The organism is Lapillicoccus sp., from assembly GCF_036559105.1.
Classification (GTDB): domain Bacteria; phylum Actinomycetota; class Actinomycetes; order Actinomycetales; family Dermatophilaceae; genus Lapillicoccus.
In genome coordinates this window covers 17,803-37,637 of the sequence record NZ_DATBTV010000027.1, presented here as the reverse complement: position 1 = coordinate 37,637, position 19,835 = coordinate 17,803, and the positions used below count along the sequence as shown (strand labels likewise).

The 19,835-nt window shown below is 72.0% G+C and carries 19 protein-coding genes; 9 read left to right on the top strand and 10 right to left on the bottom strand.

The features are described 5' to 3' along the window. Nucleotides 1-205: 205 nt before the first annotated feature. On the top strand, nucleotides 206-1,114 hold the full coding sequence (locus tag VIG79_RS03770; RefSeq protein ID WP_331882335.1) for a hypothetical protein: 909 nt from the start codon (nucleotides 206-208) through the stop codon (nucleotides 1,112-1,114). A gap of 46 nt (nucleotides 1,115-1,160) precedes the next feature. Here VIG79_RS03770 and VIG79_RS03765 read toward each other — a convergent pair whose 3' ends face one another. The 4 genes from VIG79_RS03765 to dapB form a co-directional block, all read right to left on the bottom strand. Continuing rightward, entirely contained in the window at nucleotides 1,161-2,807 is a 1,647-nt protein-coding gene (locus tag VIG79_RS03765) for a CocE/NonD family hydrolase (protein WP_331882333.1), read from the bottom strand. 77 nt (nucleotides 2,808-2,884) lie between these two features. After that, the gene (locus VIG79_RS03760; protein WP_331882331.1) at nucleotides 2,885-3,184 is read right to left on the bottom strand and encodes a carboxypeptidase-like regulatory domain-containing protein; all 300 of its coding nucleotides are present in this window, start codon (nucleotides 3,182-3,184) and stop codon (nucleotides 2,885-2,887) included. Between the two features lie 89 nt (nucleotides 3,185-3,273). Then, nucleotides 3,274-4,233: a serine protease gene (locus tag VIG79_RS03755; RefSeq protein WP_331882329.1), complete on the bottom strand. Its 960-nt coding sequence runs from the start codon at nucleotides 4,231-4,233 to the stop codon at nucleotides 3,274-3,276. A 110-nt stretch (nucleotides 4,234-4,343) separates the two neighbouring features. Then, nucleotides 4,344-5,120, bottom strand: a complete 777-nt coding sequence (gene dapB, locus VIG79_RS03750) for a 4-hydroxy-tetrahydrodipicolinate reductase (RefSeq protein ID WP_331882327.1) — start codon at nucleotides 5,118-5,120, stop codon at nucleotides 4,344-4,346. A gap of 141 nt (nucleotides 5,121-5,261) precedes the next feature. Between dapB and VIG79_RS03745 the strand changes: the two genes are divergently transcribed. Both VIG79_RS03745 and VIG79_RS03740 read left to right on the top strand, forming a co-directional pair. Continuing rightward, nucleotides 5,262-5,891 (top strand): MOSC domain-containing protein, encoded by a 630-nt coding sequence (locus VIG79_RS03745; protein WP_331882325.1) that lies wholly within the window; start codon nucleotides 5,262-5,264, stop codon nucleotides 5,889-5,891. Nucleotides 5,892-5,979: 88 nt separating this feature from the next. Next, nucleotides 5,980-6,906, top strand: a complete 927-nt coding sequence (locus tag VIG79_RS03740) for a hypothetical protein (protein WP_331882323.1) — start codon at nucleotides 5,980-5,982, stop codon at nucleotides 6,904-6,906. Between the two features lie 134 nt (nucleotides 6,907-7,040). Here the strand turns inward: VIG79_RS03740 and VIG79_RS03735 are convergent, their stop codons facing one another. The 3 genes from VIG79_RS03735 to VIG79_RS03725 all read right to left on the bottom strand — a co-directional run bounded on the left by VIG79_RS03735 (nucleotide 7,041) and on the right by VIG79_RS03725 (nucleotide 10,171). Next, complete coding sequence (locus tag VIG79_RS03735; RefSeq protein WP_331882321.1) at nucleotides 7,041-9,290, bottom strand: polyribonucleotide nucleotidyltransferase; 2,250 nt, start codon at nucleotides 9,288-9,290, stop codon at nucleotides 7,041-7,043. A 121-nt stretch (nucleotides 9,291-9,411) separates the two neighbouring features. Next, nucleotides 9,412-9,681, bottom strand: coding sequence for a 30S ribosomal protein S15 (gene rpsO / locus VIG79_RS03730; protein ID WP_331882319.1), 270 nt, complete (start codon nucleotides 9,679-9,681; stop codon nucleotides 9,412-9,414). A gap of 121 nt (nucleotides 9,682-9,802) precedes the next feature. Then, entirely contained in the window at nucleotides 9,803-10,171 is a 369-nt protein-coding gene (locus VIG79_RS03725) for a hypothetical protein (protein WP_331882316.1), read from the bottom strand. Nucleotides 10,172-10,541: 370 nt separating this feature from the next. Between VIG79_RS03725 and VIG79_RS03720 the strand changes: the two genes are divergently transcribed. Genes VIG79_RS03720 through VIG79_RS03710 form a run of 3 tightly spaced genes read left to right on the top strand, consistent with a single transcriptional unit; the run spans nucleotide 10,542 to nucleotide 14,345 of the window. After that, nucleotides 10,542-11,774, top strand: coding sequence for a mandelate racemase/muconate lactonizing enzyme family protein (locus tag VIG79_RS03720; RefSeq protein WP_331882314.1), 1,233 nt, complete (start codon nucleotides 10,542-10,544; stop codon nucleotides 11,772-11,774). 1 nt (nucleotide 11,775) lies between these two features. Further along, complete coding sequence (locus tag VIG79_RS03715; RefSeq protein ID WP_331882312.1) at nucleotides 11,776-12,771, top strand: D-2-hydroxyacid dehydrogenase; 996 nt, start codon at nucleotides 11,776-11,778, stop codon at nucleotides 12,769-12,771. Then, the gene (locus VIG79_RS03710; RefSeq protein WP_331882310.1) at nucleotides 12,768-14,345 is read left to right on the top strand and encodes a D-aminoacylase; all 1,578 of its coding nucleotides are present in this window, start codon (nucleotides 12,768-12,770) and stop codon (nucleotides 14,343-14,345) included. The genes VIG79_RS03715 and VIG79_RS03710 overlap by 4 nt, the downstream gene beginning before the upstream one ends. Here the strand turns inward: VIG79_RS03710 and VIG79_RS03705 are convergent. Next, the gene (locus VIG79_RS03705) at nucleotides 14,342-15,187 is read right to left on the bottom strand and encodes a PIG-L deacetylase family protein (RefSeq protein WP_331882308.1); all 846 of its coding nucleotides are present in this window, start codon (nucleotides 15,185-15,187) and stop codon (nucleotides 14,342-14,344) included. The genes VIG79_RS03710 and VIG79_RS03705 overlap by 4 nt on opposite strands. A 90-nt stretch (nucleotides 15,188-15,277) precedes the next feature. Between VIG79_RS03705 and VIG79_RS03700 the strand changes: the two genes are divergently transcribed. The 3 genes from VIG79_RS03700 to VIG79_RS03690 are packed head-to-tail and all read left to right on the top strand — an operon-like array spanning nucleotide 15,278 to nucleotide 17,847. Further along, complete coding sequence (locus VIG79_RS03700; RefSeq protein ID WP_331882306.1) at nucleotides 15,278-16,462, top strand: cytochrome P450; 1,185 nt, start codon at nucleotides 15,278-15,280, stop codon at nucleotides 16,460-16,462. A 15-nt stretch (nucleotides 16,463-16,477) separates the two neighbouring features. Beyond that, on the top strand, nucleotides 16,478-16,672 hold the full coding sequence (locus tag VIG79_RS03695; RefSeq protein WP_331882303.1) for a ferredoxin: 195 nt from the start codon (nucleotides 16,478-16,480) through the stop codon (nucleotides 16,670-16,672). Beyond that, a complete protein-coding gene (locus VIG79_RS03690) occupies nucleotides 16,669-17,847 on the top strand; it encodes an NAD(P)/FAD-dependent oxidoreductase (RefSeq protein WP_331882300.1) in 1,179 nt (392 codons plus the stop codon). The genes VIG79_RS03695 and VIG79_RS03690 overlap by 4 nt, the downstream gene beginning before the upstream one ends. Before the next feature lie 7 nt (nucleotides 17,848-17,854). Here the strand turns inward: VIG79_RS03690 and VIG79_RS03685 are convergent, their stop codons facing one another. Next, the gene (locus VIG79_RS03685; protein WP_331882298.1) at nucleotides 17,855-18,733 is read right to left on the bottom strand and encodes a hypothetical protein; all 879 of its coding nucleotides are present in this window, start codon (nucleotides 18,731-18,733) and stop codon (nucleotides 17,855-17,857) included. A 62-nt stretch (nucleotides 18,734-18,795) separates the two neighbouring features. Beyond that, nucleotides 18,796-19,779, bottom strand: a complete 984-nt coding sequence (locus VIG79_RS03680; RefSeq protein WP_331882296.1) for a Gfo/Idh/MocA family oxidoreductase — start codon at nucleotides 19,777-19,779, stop codon at nucleotides 18,796-18,798. Nucleotides 19,780-19,835 lie beyond the last annotated feature (56 nt).

Genomic DNA, 19,835 nt, shown 5'->3' with positions numbered 1-19,835 from the left:
CGGGGCAACAAAACTCCTCATCGTTGACACCATAGGGAATTCGCCAACCAGAACTCCGCCAGCCGGACCACGACGGACCGCCCGGAAGCGCCGCGGCGTGGGGCCTCTGGCCTCGACGGTTTCGGTGCCTCGAGAACGGGCAGAGTACTCGTAGGGTTTGGCCAGGGTTGTCATCGAGTAGTGCGTCGGAGCTCAAGGAGGAGCCATGACCGATCAGACGGGTGCAGAGCAGCAGGGTGCGGCGGGTAGCCGGACCGGCGACGTGGACGTGGCCGACGCGAGTCGTCCGGACGTCACCACGGACGTGCAGAGCGGTGGCGCGACCGACCTCGACGCGGGCGGGCTGGACGCCGCCACCGCTGCGGACGACTCCGCCCTCCGTGGAGGTCAGGATGCCGACGTGCCGCGCGGCGAGCGCGACCACTCCGACCAGCAGCGTGACGCCACCCGCGACACCGACGGCACCCGCGACACCGACGGCACCCGCGACACCGACGCCAGCCGCGACACCGACGCCAGCGCTCGCAGCAAGCTTCGAGGCGGCGACGAGGACCGTCGAGTCTCGGACGAGAACGATCGCGGGTCCGAAGAGGAGGGTCAGGCGTCCGACGAGGAACGCCAGAAGACGGCCGAGGAGTTCGCCCGCGAGCACGACCCGGAGAAGCATGACGTAGCCGCCGGCGAGGAGTTCCGGCAGGAGGGCGACTGGACGGCCGACGACGCCGGCGGTCCGCAGGTCTGGGACTCCGAGGGTCACCTCGTCGAGGGGTCCACCCCGGGCGGGCCCGAGTCCGGCCAGTCCGGGGCCGGCCGGTCCGAGTCAGGCCGGTCCGCATCGGGCCAGTCCGGGGCTCAGGGCGACCAGGCCGCGGGGAGCTCCGACGGCGGACAGCGGACGTCGGCGCTGGATGAGATCCGCGACGGCGGCTACGGGGTCGGCTCGGCCGCGCCGATCGACGACGGAGCCGTCCCGCTCGGGCATCCCGTCAAGGCGTGGGAGGACACCAAGACGTTCGTAGCGCCCGGCCACGAGAAGTACGACGAGGCCGAGCCGCACGTGTGGTTCGCCGACGAGCACGCGGCCCAGCGAGCCGGCTTCCGTCCCGTCGACTGACTCTGGGTTGACTCTGGGTTGACTGTGGGTTGACTCTGTCGGCCGTTCAGGTCGGAAGCGGCAACGCGAGCGCCGACGCACCCTCGGCAAGATCCACGGCTTGGCGAGTGGGTCGCATCGACGTGCCCTCGGTCCGGCTTCCCGGCATACCGAGGTTGCGCGCGTAGCGGGGGAACGAGCCGCCACCGATGAGCAGGCCGATCCGCGAACCGGCCGCGAACCGGTGGGCGACCGGGTCGAGCTCGAGCACGGTCCGCCCGTCTGCGCCGGGAGCCGGTGAGGCACGGAAGGCCTCGGTGACGTTGTGCGACCGGCCGTCGGCAAGCACCTCGCTGACCCTGACCCAGAGGTCGGCGCCGGCGTGGTCGCTGCGGTGGGCCAGGGTCACCCGAGGCACCCCGACCACGTCGAGCGCCTCGCTCAACGCCGGGCCGGCGAACACCAGGACGTCCGACCGCCGCGCGAGGTCGGAGTCCTCGCGGTACCCGGAGTCCGCGGCGAGCAGCCGGCCGCCGAGCGCGGGCGTGGGATCGCTCGGATCGTAGGTGAAGCCGACGGCGCCCGCCGAGGCGGACGGGGCGCGGTCGGTGAGCACGCCCCCGGGCGCCAGGTAGAGCGTGTGGTGAACCGCCGGCGGAGGCCAGTCCGCGGCCGACCGCCACTCGTCGGCACCGGTGAGGAGGTAGGAGACCGGTTCGCCCTCGGCCGTTTCGGTCGGGCCTCCGAGATACCGGTCGACCCACTCGAGGGTCTCGCTGAACACCCGTGAGCCGCCCTTGGTCAGCAGGTTCGCGTGGGTCCACGGGCCGACGGTGAGGGACACCTCCACGCCGCGGTCGCGCAGCCGCCGGTACTGGCCGATGGTCTCGCCGACGAACAGGTCCTGCCACCCGGTGAGGAACCGCACCGGGACCGACACCCGGTCCAGGGCATCCGAGAGGTCGCGCACCTGCCAGTAGGGGTCGTCCCGGTCGGTGCGAGTGGCCCAGTCGCGGAACCACGCGGACCCCGCCCCGAGGAAGCGCTCCTCCCCCTCCGAGACCGGCAGGCCGAGGTATGCGGCGGTGCGGCGACGCCGGATCCGTCGCCCGTCCACGAGCTGGCGGAGCATGGTCGCGTCCTCCTGGATGGCCAGGGTGTCGCACCAGTCCAGACTGTCGTTGAGGGTGAAGGCCCCGGTGCCGTGGACCACGGCGAAGAAGTCGTGGAAGCTGACGAACGACACCGCCGCGACCATCTCCGGCGGCGGCTCCATGAGCATCGACCACAACGTGTAGCTGAGGTAGGAACCGCCCACACCGACGAACCGGCCCTCGAACCAAGGCTGTTCGCGCAGCCACTCGACCGTGTCGGCCCCATCGCGGATCTCGTCCTCACCCGGCACGAAACGGCCCTCGGACCCGAACGTCCCACGGCAGCTCTGCATCACGACGTGGTACCCACGCGACGCGAACAGGCCGAGGAGGACGTGCGGCACGACCCCCGCCCGTTGGTAGGGGCCGCGCATCACGACGGTGCCGAGAGCCGGGCCGTCCGGCGCGTAGTGGTCGGTGAGCAGGTGCACACCGTCGCGCATCCGGACCCGGATGGCCGGCGTCACCGAGTAGCTCCCGCGCTCCGGCGGCAGGTGGAACAGCCGCGTCGAGGTCGCGTCGACGAGACGCTCGGTCCGGCTCCGAGGGCGGGTTCCCACGTCGGTTCGGACAGGTGCCACTGCTCTGCTCACGGTCTCGACCCCTCTCGCCGGGCCGAGTGTGTCACGAGTGCCGGTCAGCGCCCGAGCGGCGGGGGGTTCGTGACGTCAGGGACGTCAGGGTCCAGGTGCACGCGCAGGTCGACCGATGAGTCGTCGGGGCGAACCGTGACCTCGGCGCGGGCCGGTACGAAGCCGTCGGCGTGCACCGCGACGACGTACCGGCCCGGACCGTTGGTGCCGAGCGTGAACGTCCCGTCCTCGCCCGAGAGCCCGGCGAGGTCGGGCATGGGCGCCGGCGATGCGGCGATCATGATGCGGGCGAACGCGACCGGCCCGTCCGGGCCGGTCGCGATCCCCGAGATGACCGGTCGCATACCGGCGTCCACGTGTCCTGCTCTCCACTGAAAGGTTGTGAAAGGCCGTGACCGGCCCGTGGCTCAGGCCTTCCAGGCCACCATGTTCCTCAGGCCTTCCAGGCCACCATGTTGTTGTACACCGGCGTCACGATCCGGGTGCCGGAGTTCGTCGTCGCTCCGCCGTACGCGTGGACCGCGAACGCATACCGCTTGCCGTCGACGATCCGGTAGACGGCACTGCCGCTCTGGCCACCGAAGGTGTCGATGTCGTAGTACACCTTGCGGGCCGCGACCGACGCGATGCGGCGCGCGGCGTACCACTGGGTGCCGTCCGGCTTGTCGCCCGGGTACCCCGAGATGTTGCCGACCGACGCGGTCAGGGTGGCGTCGTTGTAGACCCCGAACCCGAACCAGCCGGTGGTGAGGCCGAGGTCGGTACCGAGGATGATCGCGCCGTAGTCGTGCTCCTCGTCGCCGTTGGTGGCCCAGCCCTGGACGGTCCGCAGGTTGCTGCTCGTGACCGAGCCGTAGGGCAGCGTCGCGCCGTTCCGGCCGGGCATCACCTTGATGGACCGGACGAAGCCGTCACGGCCGGGGACGCCACTGTTCTTGATGTAGACGACGTGACCGGCGGTCATCAGGGTGTGCGGCCCGATGAACCAGCCGGTCCCGATCCACATCGACCCGTCGCGGGCCGTGATGAGCAGTGACGCGTGGGCGCGCCACGGGTAGACGTTGGTGCTCGTGATCTTGACGCGGTCGTCCGGGCCGTGGACGGTCTCGAGGACCGACTTCGGGACCTGGCGGGCGCCCGCCCCGAACGACGCCTCGGCGATGTCCGGGAGGTCGAGAGCGCCGGAGAGCACCTCTTTGGCTGAGCGGGACGCGGCGACCTTCGGCAGGCTGAAGCCCTGCACCTTCTCGACCCCCGAGGCGAGGCCGGCTGCGGCCTTGCCCTTGCCGGGGGCCGCGTCCTGTTGCGCGACCCTCGCGGCCACCTCGGCGGCGCCCTCGGTCCGGTTCGAGACCGGGGCGTCCAGGCCGGTGCCGACGTTGAGACTGGCCATGTGTGTCTCCTGACATGCAGTGCCGTGCCGTGGGTGGAACGGCTGGTACTGCTGGGAGTCCTCAGGTCGTCCAGCAGATACCCAGGGACCGTCAGACTGCGGGTGCGGCCCTAGGCCAGGCCGAGGTAGTGCTCGAGCCCGACGGTCAGGCCGGGGTGGTCGCCGACCCGGCGCACGCCCTCGAGGACGCCGGGCATGAACGAGTCGCGGTCGAAGGAGTCGTGCCGGATGGTCAGCTGCTCCCCCGGGTTGCCGAACAGGACCTCCTGATGGGCGACCAGCCCCCGGAGCCGCACCGAGTGGACCGGGATCCCGTCGACCCGGCCCCCGCGGGACCCGAGCTCGTCGGACTGCGTCGCGTCCGGTACGGGTCCGACGCCGGCGGCCTCACGGGCGGCGGCCAGCAGGCGGGCCGTCCGCGCCGCCGTGCCCGACGGGGCGTCCACCTTGTCGGGATGGTGCAGCTCGATGACCTCGACAGACTCGTAGAACCGGGCCGCCTGGGTGGCGAACCCCATCATGAGGATCGCGCCGAGCGCGAAGTTCGGCGCCACCAGCACGCCCACGCCGGTGCCCGACCTCGACGGCGGCGCGTCGGCGATCTGCGCCTCGACGACGGCCAGTCGGCTCTCGTCCCAGCCGGTGGTCCCGATGACGCAGTGCACTCCCTGCGACACGCAGTGGGCGACGTTGCGGGGTGACGCGTCGGGCACGGAGAACTCCACGACGACGTCGGCTCCCCCGAGGTCCCCGAGGTCGTCGTCGAGGTCGTAGGTACCGACCAAGCGGAGGTCCGCAGCGGCCCCGACCGCTGCACAGACGTGGGAGCCCATCCGGCCCGACGCGCCGATGACCGACACGGCAACAGAGCGTGGCGTCTCGGTCACAGGCGGAGCCTAGCCAACGTCGACGACCGCCGGCCGTGGGGGCGGGCGACCCGGCCACCCCGTTCGCCGACGGCGTAGCACGCCGGCTCCGCGCCCTGCCGACCGCTTGGGGCGGTCGTGCACCGGTGGCAGGCTGGGGTGATGACCACGGCAACGGTGCGAGCCGTCAACGTCGTGCACGAGCTGCGCGACGGGTACTTCCATGGCACGGCGATCGACAAGCGACCGGTGCGCGGGGCGGTCCACGTCGGACCGCTCGGACTGGCCGGCGACGAGCAGGTCGACCGCAGCCACGGCGGACCCGACCGCGCGGTCTACGTGTATGCGGACGAGGACGCCGCCTGGTGGTCCGAGCGGCTGGACCGTCAGATCCCGGCCGGCCTGTTCGGCGAGAACCTGCGTACGGCAGGGCTGCCCGTCACCGCCGCTCGGGTCGGCGAGCAGTGGCGGGTCGGCGAGGACGTCGTCCTCGAGGTCCGCCGCTTCCGCACGCCCTGCGAGAACCTCGCGCTGCGGATGGGGATCGAGGGTTTCCATCTGGAGTTCCTCAAGTCCGGGCGCGTCGGCGCGATGTGCCGCGTCCTGTCCGAGGGCGAGGTGCGGGCCGGCGACCCGGTACGCCGGTTGGTCCGGCCGTCCCACCAGGTGACGATCGGCCGGCTCGCCCGCGGCTCGGCCACGCCGGAGCAGATGCGCGAGCTGCTCGACAGCGGTGTGCCGCTCGCGTCGAGCGTGCGGGCCAAGGCGACCCGGGTCGCGTCCGCCGGCTGATGTCGGCGGTGCCGGTCCCGCCGCTCCCGCCGGTCCGGCCGTCCAGCCGGTCCCGTCGTCTGACGCCGGACCGGCATACGGTGACGTCGTGGACCTGGACGGACTGGACCTCGACAGCGCGGTCGGCGAGCTGTACGGGTTGCACCCGGACGAGTTCCTGCCCGCCCGGAAGGGGCTCGCGGCCAAAGCCAAGGCCGACAAGGAGACCGGGCTGGCCAAGGCCATCGAGTCGATCCGCAAGCCGACCGCGGCGGCGTGGGCGATCAACCAGCTGGTCCGCGCGCGCCCCGACGACATGGAGCGGCTCGTCGAGCTGGCGTCCGGGCTCCACGAGGCTCAGGAGAAGATGGACGGCGCGGCCATGAAGACGCTGGGGCGGGAGCGGACCAAGCTCATCGACGAGCTGGTCCGTGCGACCGCGGAGGTGGCGAAGGCGGGCGGCGGCTCCCTGTCCATGCCGGTGGCGAACCAGGTGCGCGAGACCTTCGTCGCGGCGCTGGCGACGACGGCGGCCGCGGAGGCGGTGGGGTCGGGGCAGCTGACCCGGGCGCTGTCCTACGCGGGGTTCGGCGACGTCGACCTGTCCGAGGCGACGGCGGCGCCCTCACCCGCCCGGCGGCCGGCGCTGCGGGTCATCAAGGGCGAGGGCCAGGGGTTCGGGCGCGGCAGGGGACGGCCGACCGAACCCGAGCCCGAGCCGGAGGAGCCGGCCGAGCCGGACCCGGCGCTGCTCAAGCGGCTGGCCGAGGCCGAGAAGCGTTCGCGCGAGACGATGTCGGCGGCAGCCAAGGCCGGGGACGCGCTGAGCGAGGCGTCCGACGCGCTGGAGACACTGGACGCCCGGATCGCCGAGCTGGACACCGAGCTCAAGGCGGCCCGCGGCGAACGCGACGGCCTGGTCAAGGCCCAGCGCGAGGCGGCCGCGGCCAACAAAGTCGCCGACCGCACCCTGCGCGCCGCGCTGGCCGAGGTCGACCAGATCCGCGCCGCGCTGCCCGACACCGACGACGACTGAGTGGTCGACCGGTTCCGGGTGAAAGCGGCCGGAGTTCCGACCGCTCTCACCCGGAGCCGCGGGCGGACGAGAACCGGAACGGCCCGGCATACCTCGTGGGTATGCCGGGCCGTCACCAGACCTGGAGGCGAACCTCAGACGTTGGCCGGTTCGGCCGCCGGGCTGTCCGAACCCTCCGAGCCGTTGGCGTCGGCCATCACCGCGGCGAGCGAGAGCTTGCCGCGCGGGTCGATCTCCTTGAGCTCGACCTGGACCTTCTGGCCGACCTTGAGGACGTCGTCGACGCTGTCGATCCGCTTGCCACCGACGAGCTTGCGCACCTCGGAGATGTGCAGCAGGCCGTCCTTGCCGGGGGTGAGCGAGATGAACGCACCGAAGGTGGTCGTCTTGACGACGGTCCCGATGAAGCGCTCTCCGACCTCGGGCATCTGCGGGTTCGCGATCGCGTTGATCGCGGCCCGAGCGGCCTCGGCCGACGGACCGTCGACCGCGCCGATGTACACGGTGCCGTCGTCCTCGATGGAGATGTCGGCGCCCGTGTCGTCCTGGATCTGGTTGATCATCTTGCCCTTCGGGCCGATGACCTCGCCGATCTTGTCAACCGGGACCTTCACCGTGATGATCCGCGGGGCGAACTCCGACATCTCGTCCGGGACGTCGATGGCCTCGGCCATGACGTCGAGGATGTGCAGCCGGGCCTCGCGGGCCTGGGTCAGCGCACCGCCGAGGACCGACGCCGGGATGCCGTCGAGCTTCGTGTCCAGCTGGATGGCCGTGACGAAGTTCTTGGTACCCGCGACCTTGAAGTCCATGTCGCCGAAGGCGTCTTCGGCTCCGAGGATGTCGGTGAGCGCCGCGTAGCGGGTCTCACCGTCGACCTCGTCGGAGACCAGGCCCATGGCGATGCCGGCGACCGGGGCGCGCAGCGGCACACCGGCGTTGAGCAGCGACAGGGTCGAGGCGCAGACGGAGCCCATCGAGGTGGAACCGTTGGAGCTCAACGCCTCCGACACCTGACGGATCGCGTAGGGGAAGTCCTCCCGCGTCGGCAGCACCGGCAGGAGAGCCCGCTCCGCGAGCGCCCCGTGGCCGATCTCGCGGCGCTTGGGCGACCCGACGCGACCGGTCTCACCGGTGCTGTAGGGCGGGAAGTTGTAGTTGTGCATGTAGCGCTTGCGCGTCACCGGCGACAACGTGTCGATCTGCTGCTCCATCTTGAGCATGTTCAGCGTGGTAACACCCATGATCTGGGTCTCGCCGCGCTCGAAGATCGCCGAACCGTGCACCCGCGGGAGCACCTCGACCTCGGCCGACAGCGCGCGGATGTCCCGCAGGCCACGGCCGTCGATGCGGACACCGTCGGTGAGGATCCGCTTGCGGATGAGCTTCTTCTGCACCGCACGGTATGCGGCCGACAGCTCCTTCTCGCGGCCCGCGAACTCCTGCTCGAGCGAGCCCTTCATCTGGGCCTTGATCTCGTCGAGGCGGTCCTCGCGTTCCTGCTTGCCGGCGATCTGCAGCGCCTGCTCCAGGTCGCCCGTCACGGCGTGCTCGACGGCGTCGTAGGCGTCGTCGTTGTAGTCGAGGAAGTACGGGAACTCCTCGACCGGCTTCGCGGCGGCGGCGGCCACCTCGTTCTGCGCCTGGCACAGCTGGGCGATGAACTTCTTGCTGGCCTCGAGACCCTCGGCGACGATCTCCTCGGTGGGAGCGCCGACGCCCTGGTTGGTGACCAGGTCCCAGGTGACGTGGGTGGCTTCCGCCTCGACCATCATGATCGCGACGTCCTCCGCACCGTCCTTGTTCGTCACCACGCGACCGGCGACGACCATGTCGAAGACGGAGCGCTCGATGTCGGAGAAGTTCGGGAAGGCGACCCACTGACCCTCGATGAGGGAGACGCGGACACCGCCGACCGGGCCGGAGAACGGCAGGCCGGAGATCTGCGTCGACAGGCTCGCCGCGTTGATCGCGAGCACGTCGTACTGGTGGTCGGGGTTCAGCGCGAAGACGCTGATGACGACCTGGACCTCGTTGCGCAGGCCCTTCTTGAAGGTCGGGCGCAGCGGGCGGTCGATGAGCCGGCAGGTGAGCACGGCCTCGGTCGAGGGGCGACCCTCGCGACGGAAGAACGAGCCGGGGATCTTGCCGATCGCATACATGCGCTCTTCGACGTCCACGGTCAGGGGGAAGAAGTCGAACTGGTCCTTGGGCTGCTTGCCCGCGGCGGTGGTGCTCAGCAGCATCGTGTCGTCATCGAGGTATGCGGTGACGGAACCGGCTGCCTGCTTGGCGAGCCGCCCGGTCTCGAACCGGACGGTGCGGGTGCCGAAGCGGCCGTTGTCGATGACGGCTTCGGCGAAGGTGATCTCTGGACCCTCCATGGGTCCTCCAATCTGTTCTGTGCATCCCGGGGCATCGTCGTTGTGCCCGGGTTCTTACTCATGCGACAGGGCGGCCTCCGCGTAGGTAGCGGTGGCCGCCAGTCACAAGTACGTCACAGGCTTATCGGCGCAGGCCGAGGCGCTTGATCAACGAGCGGTAGCGCTCGATGTCGGTGGCCTCCAGGTAGCGCAGCAGCCGGCGGCGCCGGCCGACCATCAGGAGCAGGCCCCGACGGCTGTGGTGGTCGTGCTTGTGCTGCCGCGAGTGCTCGGTGAGGTCCTTGATGCGCTGCGTGAGCATCGCGATCTGCACCTCAGGAGAACCGGTGTCACCTTCGGTGGTGGCGTACTCGGTCATGATCTGCTTCTTGACGTCCAGGTCCAACGGCATGGGCTACCGATCCTCTTCTGTATCTCGCTGCGCGGTGCACCAGGGCATGTCCACCTGGGCTCTCTGAATCCGCGGCCGTGTCACGGCAACGTCCAGGATATCAGCGGTGTGGTTTGCCGCCCTAATCGCGGACGGGGAAGTACCGCCGCCACTCGTCGCTACGCACTCTCCAGGACACGCCCTGCGCGCACGCTGCGGACACGACGCGCTCCAGGGTACGGGCTGGGCTGCGGTATAGGTCGCCGCTGAGGACTACGACCAACCGCCAGCCGTCCGCGTCCAGGTCCTCACGGCGCTGGACGGCCCATCGCCACTGCGCCGTGTTCTGGGCGTGTTGCCGTCCGTCGTACTCCACGGCGATCCGCCACTGCGGATAGCTCAGGTGGAGCCGGTAGCGCACGCGACCGGTCGACTCGTCGCGGAGCGGGTGGTTGACCACCGGCTCGGGCAGGCCGGCCAGGACGAGGAGCGTCCGCAGGCGTGACTCCATGGGTGAGTCGACACCGGCCCGCACGTATACGGCAGCCCGCCGCACAGTGGTGGTCGGAGTGACTCCGGCCGGCGCGTAAACGCCGTGCAGCAGGCGCTGGTAGGCCGGTCCACGCAGGACGCGCTCGGTCAGTCCCGCGTCGAGACCCCGCCGGAGCGTGAACGGGCGGTGAGCGACATACCGCTACCGTCGCGCGCGCCGCCCTCCCGGGAGCGTCGTCCTCCACAGGCCCCGCGCGCGTTCGTGGCCCAGATGCCGAAACCCGACCCAGGACCGCGACCCCCGGCGTCGGTTCGTGGCCGAGATGCCACTTCCCGACGGGGGCGCCCGTGGCATTGACATGAAACGGTGTTTCAGCAACGTTGGCGGGGTGCGCATCGTCGACGTCCGGACCGTGCTGCTGACCGGCCCGTGCACCCACGACCCCTGGCTGTCGGTCTTCAAGCAGTCCCGCAGCGCCGCGCTCGTCGAGATCGAGACCGACGCCGGGGTGGTCGGGCTCGGCGAGACCTACGCCGGCTACTTCTTCCCCGAGTCGGTGCCGCTCGTCGTGGACTACCTGCGCCCCGTCCTGCTCGCCGTCGACGGCCTGGACCGGGACGACTTCGACCTGCGCGAGGTCGTCGCCCGGATGCGTACCTGCTTCCAGTACTGGGGCCGGGTCGGGCTCGGCGCCGCGGTGCTCGCCGGCATCGAGGGCGCGCTCTGGGACCTGGTCGGCAAGGTGCGCGGCCTCCCGGTCCACCGGCTGCTCGCCGACGAGTCGCCGACCAGCCTTCCCGCGTATGCGACGGGCGGGCCCTCCCCGTGGCCGACGGACGACCTGCTCCGCAAGGTCGAGTTCTACCTCGGGCTGGGGTTCCGCGCGGTCAAGCTGAGCTCCGGGTACCTCGACTCCGCCAGCCGCGACGAGGTGCCCACTACCGGCGTCCAAGCGGCCGTCGATACCGAGGTCGGCAAGGCCACGTTGCTCCGCGACACCTTCGGCGCCGAGGCGGGACTCCTCCTCGACGGGCACATGGGCCATCGCGAAGGGCCGCAACGGTGGGACGTCGAGACGGCGGGCGCCGTCCTGCACGCCCTCGAGCCGTTCGGCCTCACGTTCTTCGAGGAGCCACTGCGCTACGACGACGTCGCCGGCTACGCGGAGCTGACCCGGAGCACCGCGATCCCCGTCGCGGGCGGCGAACAGCTCTCGACGGTCGGCGAGTTCGCCGCTTTCGCGGACCGGGACGCCTTCGCCGTGGCCCAGCCGGACGCCGCGTGGCTCGGCATCGACGGGTTCGTCCACGTGGCAACGCAATTCAGCCGGAACGGGTGCCAGGTCGCCCCGCACGCCTGGTGCGGCGGTGTCGGCGTCATGCAGAACGTGCACGCCGCCTTCGCGTGCCCGAACACGCTGATCGTCGAGATCCCTCCGGCCGCCGGGCCGCTGCACACCGAGCTCTGGGGCGACTCGCTGCGGCTGCAGGACGGCCGGGTACTGCGACCCGACGTCCCCGGGCTCGGCGTCGAGCTGACCGAGGAGACGCGCGCCGCGTACCCCTTCCGCCCCGGGGCCGAGGAGTTCTCCAGCGTCCCCGGCAAGGTGATGAGGAGCTGACGTGCCCGACCACGTCGTCATCGGCCAACCGGGCGCCGACGAGCACCTGCCACGGATCGGCGAAGTGCTGCCCGACGCGACGCTCACCGTGGTCGACGCGGACCAGGGTTGGGTCGCCGACCCGGAGACGACGGTGCTGTTCGCCGACCAGCCACCGGCCAATGCGGCGGACCTCGAGCGGCTCGGGTGGGTGCAGCTCGGGTCGCACGGCTACGCGCAGCTCAGCGGGCTGCCGCTGCCCGCAGACACCGTCGTCACCAACGCCAGCGGCGTCCAGGACCGGCCCATTGCGGAGTGGGTGGTCATGATGCTGCTGGCCCTCGGGCGCCGGTTCCCCGACATGCTCGCGTCGCAGCGCGCGCACCGGTGGGACCGGTCGGTCGTCTACCAGGCCGAGCTACGAGGTATGCAGGTCGGCCTGCTCGGCTACGGGAACATCGGTCGGGAGGTCGCGCGCGTCCTCCAGCCGCTCGGCATGCGGGTCCAGGTGATGACCCGGACCCGCAACCGCGACCGTGGCGAGCGGTTCGACCCGTTCGGCCGTGCACCCGACGCCGTCCTGGAACCCGACCGCTGGTTCACCTTCGAGGACCGCGCCGACTTCTACTCGCGGCTCGACGCCCTGGTCGTGGCTGTCCCCGACAGTGCGGGCACTCGGGGTCTCGTCGACGCCGACGCCCTGGCCCGGATGCCGCAGGGAGCGTTGCTGCTCAACCCCGCTCGGGCGCGCGTCGTCGACGAGGCCGCCCTGCTGGATGCCCTGCGGTCGGGACACCTCGGCGGGGCCGCACTGGACGACCACTACCGTCAGCCGATGCCGCCCGACGACCCCTTCTGGGACGCCCCGAACACCATCGTCAGCGCGCACGTCTCGGGGTCGAACGGCAGCCCCTGGTACCAGCAGCGCATCTGGGACCTGTTTCTCGAGAACGCCCGTCGCCGCGCGGCCGGTCGGCCGATGCTCAACGTCATCGACCGGAAGGACCTCGAGGGATGATGGACCTCCTCGTCCGCGGCGGCCTTCTGGTCGACGGGACCGGCGCACCCCTCCGTACCGCCGACGTCGCCGTCGCCGGTGACCGCATCGTCGCGGTCGGACCCGACCTCGACCACGACGCCCACACGGTCATCGACGCCGACGGACTGGTCGTCACCCCTGGATTCGTCGACATCCACACCCACAGTGATCTCACCCTGCTGTCGTCCCCTCAGGCGCCGAGCGCGCTCACCCAGGGCACGACCACCCAGGTCGTCGGCAACTGCGGCCTCGGCGTCGCCCCACGAACCCCGGACGCCGACCTCGACGAGATCCGGGCCTCCGCCGCATACCTCGACCTCGACCCCGACGTCCGCGTCGACTGGACCACCGTCGCCGGCTACCTCGACGCTGTCCGCGCCGCTCGGCCCGCCCTCAACGTCCTCACCCTGGTGCCGCACGGCCCCCTCCGCGCCTCGGCCGTCGGCTTCGACGCGCGCCCGGCCTCGGGGCCCGAGATCGAGGCGATGGTCGGCTTCCTGGCCGAAGGCCTCCAGGACGGCGCCGTCGGCCTGTCCACCGGGCTCGTCTACGCGCCGGTCTGCTTCGCCGAGGAGGACGAGCTGGTCGCGCTGGGTCGCACCGTCGCCGCGTACGACCGACTGTTCGCCTGGCACGTGCGGGACTACACCGACCACCTGCTGGAGTCGGTCGCCCAGTGCCTGCGGGTCGCGCGGGAGACCGGCTGCCGCACCCAGGTCTCGCACCTCGCCGCGGTTGGCCGGCGCAACTGGGGTCGGGTCGCCGAGGCCCTGGACATGGTCGACGCAGCGCGCGAGGCGGGCCTGGACGTCGGGGTCGACATCTACCCGTACCTCGCCGGTAACGCGCCGCTCGCGCAAGCGGTCCCGGCCGAGCTCCAGGCCGGCGGCGACGAGGCGCTACGGGAGCGGTTGGACGACCCGGCCACGGTCCGCGCGCTCTTCGCCGAGTGGGCCGACCGCGCCGTGGGCTGGGACGAGACGGTGGTCAGCTGGCTGCCGGACCCGGCCGACTCCGGCCTGCTGGGCCGCCACGTCACCGAGATCGCCGCGGACCGGGGCGTGTCCGCCGACGCGGTCGCGCTCGACCTGTTGCGCCGCTACGGCTCCTCGGTCCTCGCGGTCTACTTCGGCCGCGACGCCCACGACCTCGAGCGCGTCCTGCGCCACCCCGCCACCGTCGTCGCCTCCGACGGGCTGGCCCTGGACCCGACCGGTCCCACCGGCCGTGGCACCCCGCACCCGCGGTGCTACGGCTGCTTCCCCCGCTACCTCTCCGAGTACGGCCGGGACGACCTCGCCGACGCGGTACGCCGGTGCACCTCCGCTCCTGCCCGCCGGGTCGGTCTCACCGACCGCGGCACGGTCCAGTCGGGCGCCGTCGCCGACCTCGTGGTCCTCGACCTGGCCACCCTGAAGGACGTGGCCACCTTCGAGAACCCGCACCAGCTGAGCACCGGGATCCGCGACGTGGTCGTGTCGGGTCGCCTCGCGGTGCGGGACGGGCGCCTGACCGGCATACGGGCCGGCCAGGTCGTCGCCCTCTCGAACTAGGCCACGGGGTACGCCTCGCGGAGGTTCACCTGGGAGTACGCGACGTGCCGGGTCAGCGGGTCGGCCTCCATCGCGGCCCGCGTCACCGGGAACCGGTCGTGGGTCTCGTTGCGGTACCGGACGTACGCCTCGGCGAAGTTCACGCCGGCGAGCCGGCCGAACTCGCCGTTGTTGCTCTCCACGGCCTTGCGCGCGAACGGCCCGTCGTAGCCCTGGCTGGCGAAGCAGTCCATCCCCGCGATCTTCCGGCCGACGACCGGCGTGATGTCGATGAGCAGGTCGTTGCGGACCCCGTAGTTGCTCAGCGCGTCGGACGCGATCGACGGCAGACCGGTGAAGAACACCTGCCGGATGTTGACCTCGTCGCGCCCGTCGAGGTTCTTCAGGTAGGTGGCGGCGCGGTCGATCGCCGCGAGCGCGGTCATCGTCGCGATGGTGTGGGACGACTGCGACATCACGGCGTTCGCGGGGTAGTCGGCGATGACGACGTCCGGCGCGTGCAGGGCGATCTGTTCCGCGACCTCCCCGACGACGTCCTCGTGGACGGTGCTCATCGTGTCGTCGTGGTCCAGCAGGACGAGGTCGCGGATGCCGATGATCTCGGCCGCCCGCTCGAGCTCACGGCGCTTGTTGCCGGCGATCTCGGCCAGGCCGGACGCGACGACCTGCTCGTCGGGGTGCTCCTTGCGCCACTCCTCGGCGTAGGCGTTCGGGTGGATCCGGCCGCCGTGGGTGAGGATCACGGCGACGATCTCGTCGCCGGCGTCGGCGTGCCGGGCCAGCGCCCCGCCGCAGTTGGTGATCGTGTCGGCCGGATGGGCGTAGATCGTCATCAGCTTCATCGAGCGGTCCTCACGGGTCGGTCCGGTCAGTTCATGAAACAGCGTTCCACATTTGTTGACCGACCGACAGGGCCGACCTAGCATGGCGCCGTGCCGCCGAGCCGCATCCCGTTCCCGACCGCGCGGGAGCACCCGCTGGACCCGCCCGCCGTCCAGACCGAGCTGCGGGAGAGCTGCCCGGTGGTCTCGGTCGAGCTGCACGACGGTCAGCCCGCGTGGCTGGTGACGCGGTACGACGACATCCGCACCGTGCTCTCCGACGACCGGTTCAGCTCGGCGGGGCTGTGGCGGTTCGCCGGGTCGGCGAACCGGGCGGCGGCCGAGCGCGCCGAGACGTCGTTCACGGTCATGGACCCGCCGGACCACACCCACTATCGCCGGCTGTTCACCCGGTACTTCACGATCCGTAGGGTCGAGACGCTGCGGCCGCGGATCCAGCAGATCATCGACGCGACCATCGACGCCCTGCTGGCCAGGCCCGGTGACGCCGACCTCGTGCGCGACCTCGCCCTCCCAGTCGCCTCGCAGACCATGTGCTCCCTCGTCGGTGTGCCCTACGCGGACCACGACTGGTACGAGGCCCGAGCCGAGGTCCGCAGCCGCATGGACGGCGACCCGGCCGAGTCGGAGCAGGCGTTCCAGGACCTGCTCGCATACATGTCCGGGCTCGTCGACACCGCGCACGGCGGGACCGGCGACGACGTCATCAGCGCCTCGGTGCGCGACCTGCTCGAACCCGGCCTCATCGAGCAGACCGACCTGGTCGCCGCGCTGCGGCTGCTCCTCACCGCCGGCCACGAGACGACGGCGACGATGATCGCGACGGGCACCTACGTCCTGCTCACGCACCCCGACCAGCTCGCCGAGATCCGCCGCGACCCGACCCTGCTGCCCGGGGCGATCGAGGAGCTGCTGCGCTACATCAGCATGCTGTTCATCCTCGTGCGGACCGCCAAGGAGGACACCGAGGTCGCGGGCCAGCCGGTATGCGCCGGTGAGGGGCTCATCGTCGGGCCGGCCCTGGCCAACAAGGACCCGCGAGCGTTCCCGGACCCGGACCGGTTCGACATCCACCGCGACAACCGGCACCACGTGGCGTTCGGGTTCGGGCCGCACCAGTGCCTGGGCCAGCCGGTGGCCCGGCTGGAGCTGGGGATCGTCCTCGAGACCCTGCTGCGGCGCATACCGACCCTGCGGCTGGCCGTGGACCCGGACGAGGTGCCGTTCAAGCGGACCAACCTCGTCGGCGTCGCCTCGCTGCCGGTCACCTGGTGAACCCGTGAGCAGACGATGAGCACCGTGGAGATCGACGCCGACCGCTGCGTGGGCGGCGGGCAGTGCGTCCTGGCGGCGCCGGACCTGTTCGACCAGGACGAGACGGACGGCACCGTGATCCTGCTGCGCCAGCCGGAGGCGGGCGAGGACGCCGACGCCGTCCAGGCGGAGCGGGTCTGTCCCGCGCGGGCCATCCACGTCGTCCCGTGAAGCCGCCCGGCCGGGTGCTCGTCGTCGGTGCCGGGGTGGCCGGGTTCACCGTGGCTGACGAGCTGCGGCACGCCGGGTTCCAGGGCTCGGTCACGTTGGTAGGCGCGGAGACCCACCTGCCCTACGACCGGCCGCCGCTGTCGAAGCAGGTCCTGCTCGGCACGTGGTCGCACGAGCGCGCGGCCCTGACCACCGCGCAGCAGCTCGACGAGCTCGATCTGGACCTGCGGCTCGGCGGGACCGCGCGCACCCTCGACATCCCGCGCCGGACGGTCATCCTCGAGGACGGCACCGAGCTCGTTGCCGACGAGATCGTCGTCGCCACCGGCAGCCACGCCATCGTGCCGTCCTGGACCACCCTCGGGGCGCGGGTCGTCGCGCTGCGCACCCTCGGCGACGCGCAGCACCTCGGGACCCTGCTGCGGACCAGCCACCGGCTCGCCGTGGTCGGGACCGGGTTCCTCGGGCTGGAGGTGGCCGCTGCCGCCCGAGTCGTCGGCGTCGGCGACGTGGTCGTCTCCGGGCCGCTCGAACCCATGGTCGCCGCCGTCGGCGAGACGGTGAGCGGGCGGATCCGCGAGCTGCACGAGGAGCACGGCGTCGCGCTCGACGTCGGCGCCCAGGTCGTGGGGGTGGCGGGGGACGAGACCGGCGCGACGGTCCGGTTCGCCGACCGGTCCGCGCGGGCCGACGCCGCCGTGGTGGCACTGGGTGCCCGCCCCAACGTCGCCTGGCTCGCCGGCAGCGGGCTGACCATCGTCCCGGGCGTCGTCGTGGACGCCCGGGGCCGCGCCGCCCCGGGCATTCACGCGGTCGGCGAGGTCTGCGCGTGGCCGGATCGGGAGGGTCGGTGCCGCCGGGTGGACCATCGCCAGACGGCGGGTGAGCAGGCCCGGACCGTCGCCGCCGACCTCCTCGGCGATGCGGATCCCCTGGCGATGGTGCCCTACTGGTGGTCCGACCAGTACGACGTCCGGGTCCAGGCGTACGGCGTGACGGGGAGCGGCCGGGAGGAGCGGTGGCTCACGGGCGACCGCAACGCCCCGACGTTCGCGCTCGCGCAACGCGACGGTGACCTCGTGGGCGGGGTGGTCGGGTGGAACGCCGCGCGGGCGACCCGTGAGGGTCGCGCCCTTGTCGCCACACCGACGCCCTGGCCGCACGAGGCCGCCTGACGGCCCCTCAGTCGAGGAGCTGGACCTGACCGGACGCCGCCGACCGTTCGGCGGCGTCGATGACCCGGCTGACCGCGGCGAGGTCCGCCATGGTCGTCCCGCCCAAGCCTCGCGCCAGGGTCTCCAGCTCGAGCTGCACCGGGCTCGGACCGTAGCCGACCGGCGTCCCCTCCCCCACGAGCGCCAGCGCCGGCGCCGCGAGGTCCACGAGGACCTGGCCCTCGCTGCCCATCAGCCGGTACCGGTGCAGCATCCCGCCGACGCCCGGCTGGCCTCGCGAGACGAGCAGCGTGACGACGACCCCGGGGTGCCAGCGGACCGCGAGGGTCCACGTCTCGGTCTCGGGATCCCCGGTCGCGGTGCGCACGGCGTGGACGTCCCCCGAGGGTGGCCCGAGCACGGCGGCCACGGCGTCCAGCGCGAGAACGCCGACGTGCCGCAGGTCGCCCTCGGCCGTCGGTCCGTCCCCGAACGGCACCAACAGCTCGCCGTGCAGCGCGTGCGGCAGGCCGAGCTCCCCGGTGCGAACGCTGGCGGTCAGCGAGGCGACGCCGGGGTGGAAGCGCGCGTGGTATGCGGCGACGAGCCGTGCGGCGCGCGGGTCCTGACCCAGCGCGGCCAGCCGTGCGGTGCCGAGGAGCGCGGCCTTGTCGAGGAGCACAGGGACGGTGGGGTGCGCGTCGAGCAGCACGTCCAGCGCGTTCGGGTCGAGGCACGCCACCACGGCGTCGGCCCTGACGAGCGCCCCGACGAGGTCAGCCACCACGGGCACGGCCAGCGAGGCGGCCAGTTCTCCGGCCCGGCCGTACCCGTCCGCCCCGACCGGTCCCGGCCACACGCCGGCCACGTCGAGGAGCTCGCTCGCGGCAATCGCGGGCGCGAACATGTCACGTTGGTGGTGCCGTCCCGCAGCCTCGCCCCCCGCGCCGGCCAACAGGACCCGGGTCGTCATCGCACTACCGCCACGCTCTGGCCGCTGCGGGCGGAGCGCTCGACCGCCTCGGCCACGGCGGTCGCGTGCACCGCGTCCTCAGGACCCGGGTCGACCGGAGCGGTCCCGGCGACGGCGGCGGCGAACACGCGGAGCTGGCGCCGGAACGGGTCCGTCCCCGGCACCGCTCGCGGACCCGACCCGCCCGTCGTGTAGGCCACCAGCCCCTCGCCGCCGTTGGACCGGACCAGGGTCCCGCGGTCCCCGTGGACGACGATCTCGAACAGCGACGTCGTCCGTGGCCGCTCCCCGCGGCTGATCTCGCACACCGCGGTGGCCCCGGACTCCGCAACCAGCGTGCTGCAAAGGTAGTCGTCGATGGCGAGGGCGGCCGACGTCAGCGGCTGCCCCACCGCATACACCGAGGCGATCGGCGAACCGAGCCACCACCGGGCGAGGTCGTAGAGGTGAACGCCGTTGTGGAACGCGTGCCCGCCCGACCGCGCCGGGTCGAGCACCCAGGCCGACCACCCGCCCCAGATCCAGCCCCCGATGATGGCGATCCGCACCGAGCGCACGGTGCCCAGCCGACCAGACGAGACGACGTCGTGGACCGCTCGCGCGTAGTCGGTGTGCCGATGGGTGTGCCCGACGAGCAGCACCCGGTCCGCCACCTGGAAAGCGTCGGCGACCGACCGCGCGTCCGCCGCCGACAGAGCCATCGGTTTCTCCAGCAGCAGGTGCTTCCCCGCGTTCGCCGCCGCACGGGCCAGCGTCGCGTGGGTGTCGTTGGGCGTGCAGACCACCAGGGCGTCGACGCCGTCGTCGGCGAGCAGGTCGGCGACGTCCGGCACCGCGCGAGCGCCCCACGCCCTCGCGAACCGGTCGGCGGCTCCGCCGTCTCTGTCCGTGACCGCCACGATCTCGACGTCCGGGACACCGGCTGCGGCCGCCGCATGAGCCCCCGCGATGAACCCGGTCCCGACGAGGGCGACCCGCACGCGACAGTCCTCCTCGGACGCTCTGACCTGCTCCTCGGCTATTGTGGAACACCATT

Coding starts and splice junctions, on each gene's coding strand:
- VIG79_RS03685 (WP_331882298.1), bottom strand. CDS start 18,733: ATGTTCGCGCCCGCGATTGCCGCGAGCGAGCTCCTCGACGTGGCCGGC.
- VIG79_RS03725 (WP_331882316.1), bottom strand. CDS start 10,171: ATGGAGTCACGCCTGCGGACGCTCCTCGTCCTGGCCGGCCTGCCCGAG.
- VIG79_RS03710 (WP_331882310.1), top strand. CDS start 12,768: ATGATGGACCTCCTCGTCCGCGGCGGCCTTCTGGTCGACGGGACCGGC.
- VIG79_RS03735 (WP_331882321.1), bottom strand. CDS start 9,290: ATGGAGGGTCCAGAGATCACCTTCGCCGAAGCCGTCATCGACAACGGC.
- VIG79_RS03745 (WP_331882325.1), top strand. CDS start 5,262: ATGACCACGGCAACGGTGCGAGCCGTCAACGTCGTGCACGAGCTGCGC.
- VIG79_RS03760 (WP_331882331.1), bottom strand. CDS start 3,184: ATGCGACCGGTCATCTCGGGGATCGCGACCGGCCCGGACGGGCCGGTC.
- VIG79_RS03695 (WP_331882303.1), top strand. CDS start 16,478: ATGAGCACCGTGGAGATCGACGCCGACCGCTGCGTGGGCGGCGGGCAG.
- VIG79_RS03755 (WP_331882329.1), bottom strand. CDS start 4,233: ATGGCCAGTCTCAACGTCGGCACCGGCCTGGACGCCCCGGTCTCGAAC.
- rpsO (WP_331882319.1), bottom strand. CDS start 9,681: ATGCCGTTGGACCTGGACGTCAAGAAGCAGATCATGACCGAGTACGCC.
- VIG79_RS03705 (WP_331882308.1), bottom strand. CDS start 15,187: ATGAAGCTGATGACGATCTACGCCCATCCGGCCGACACGATCACCAAC.
- VIG79_RS03770 (WP_331882335.1), top strand. CDS start 206: ATGACCGATCAGACGGGTGCAGAGCAGCAGGGTGCGGCGGGTAGCCGG.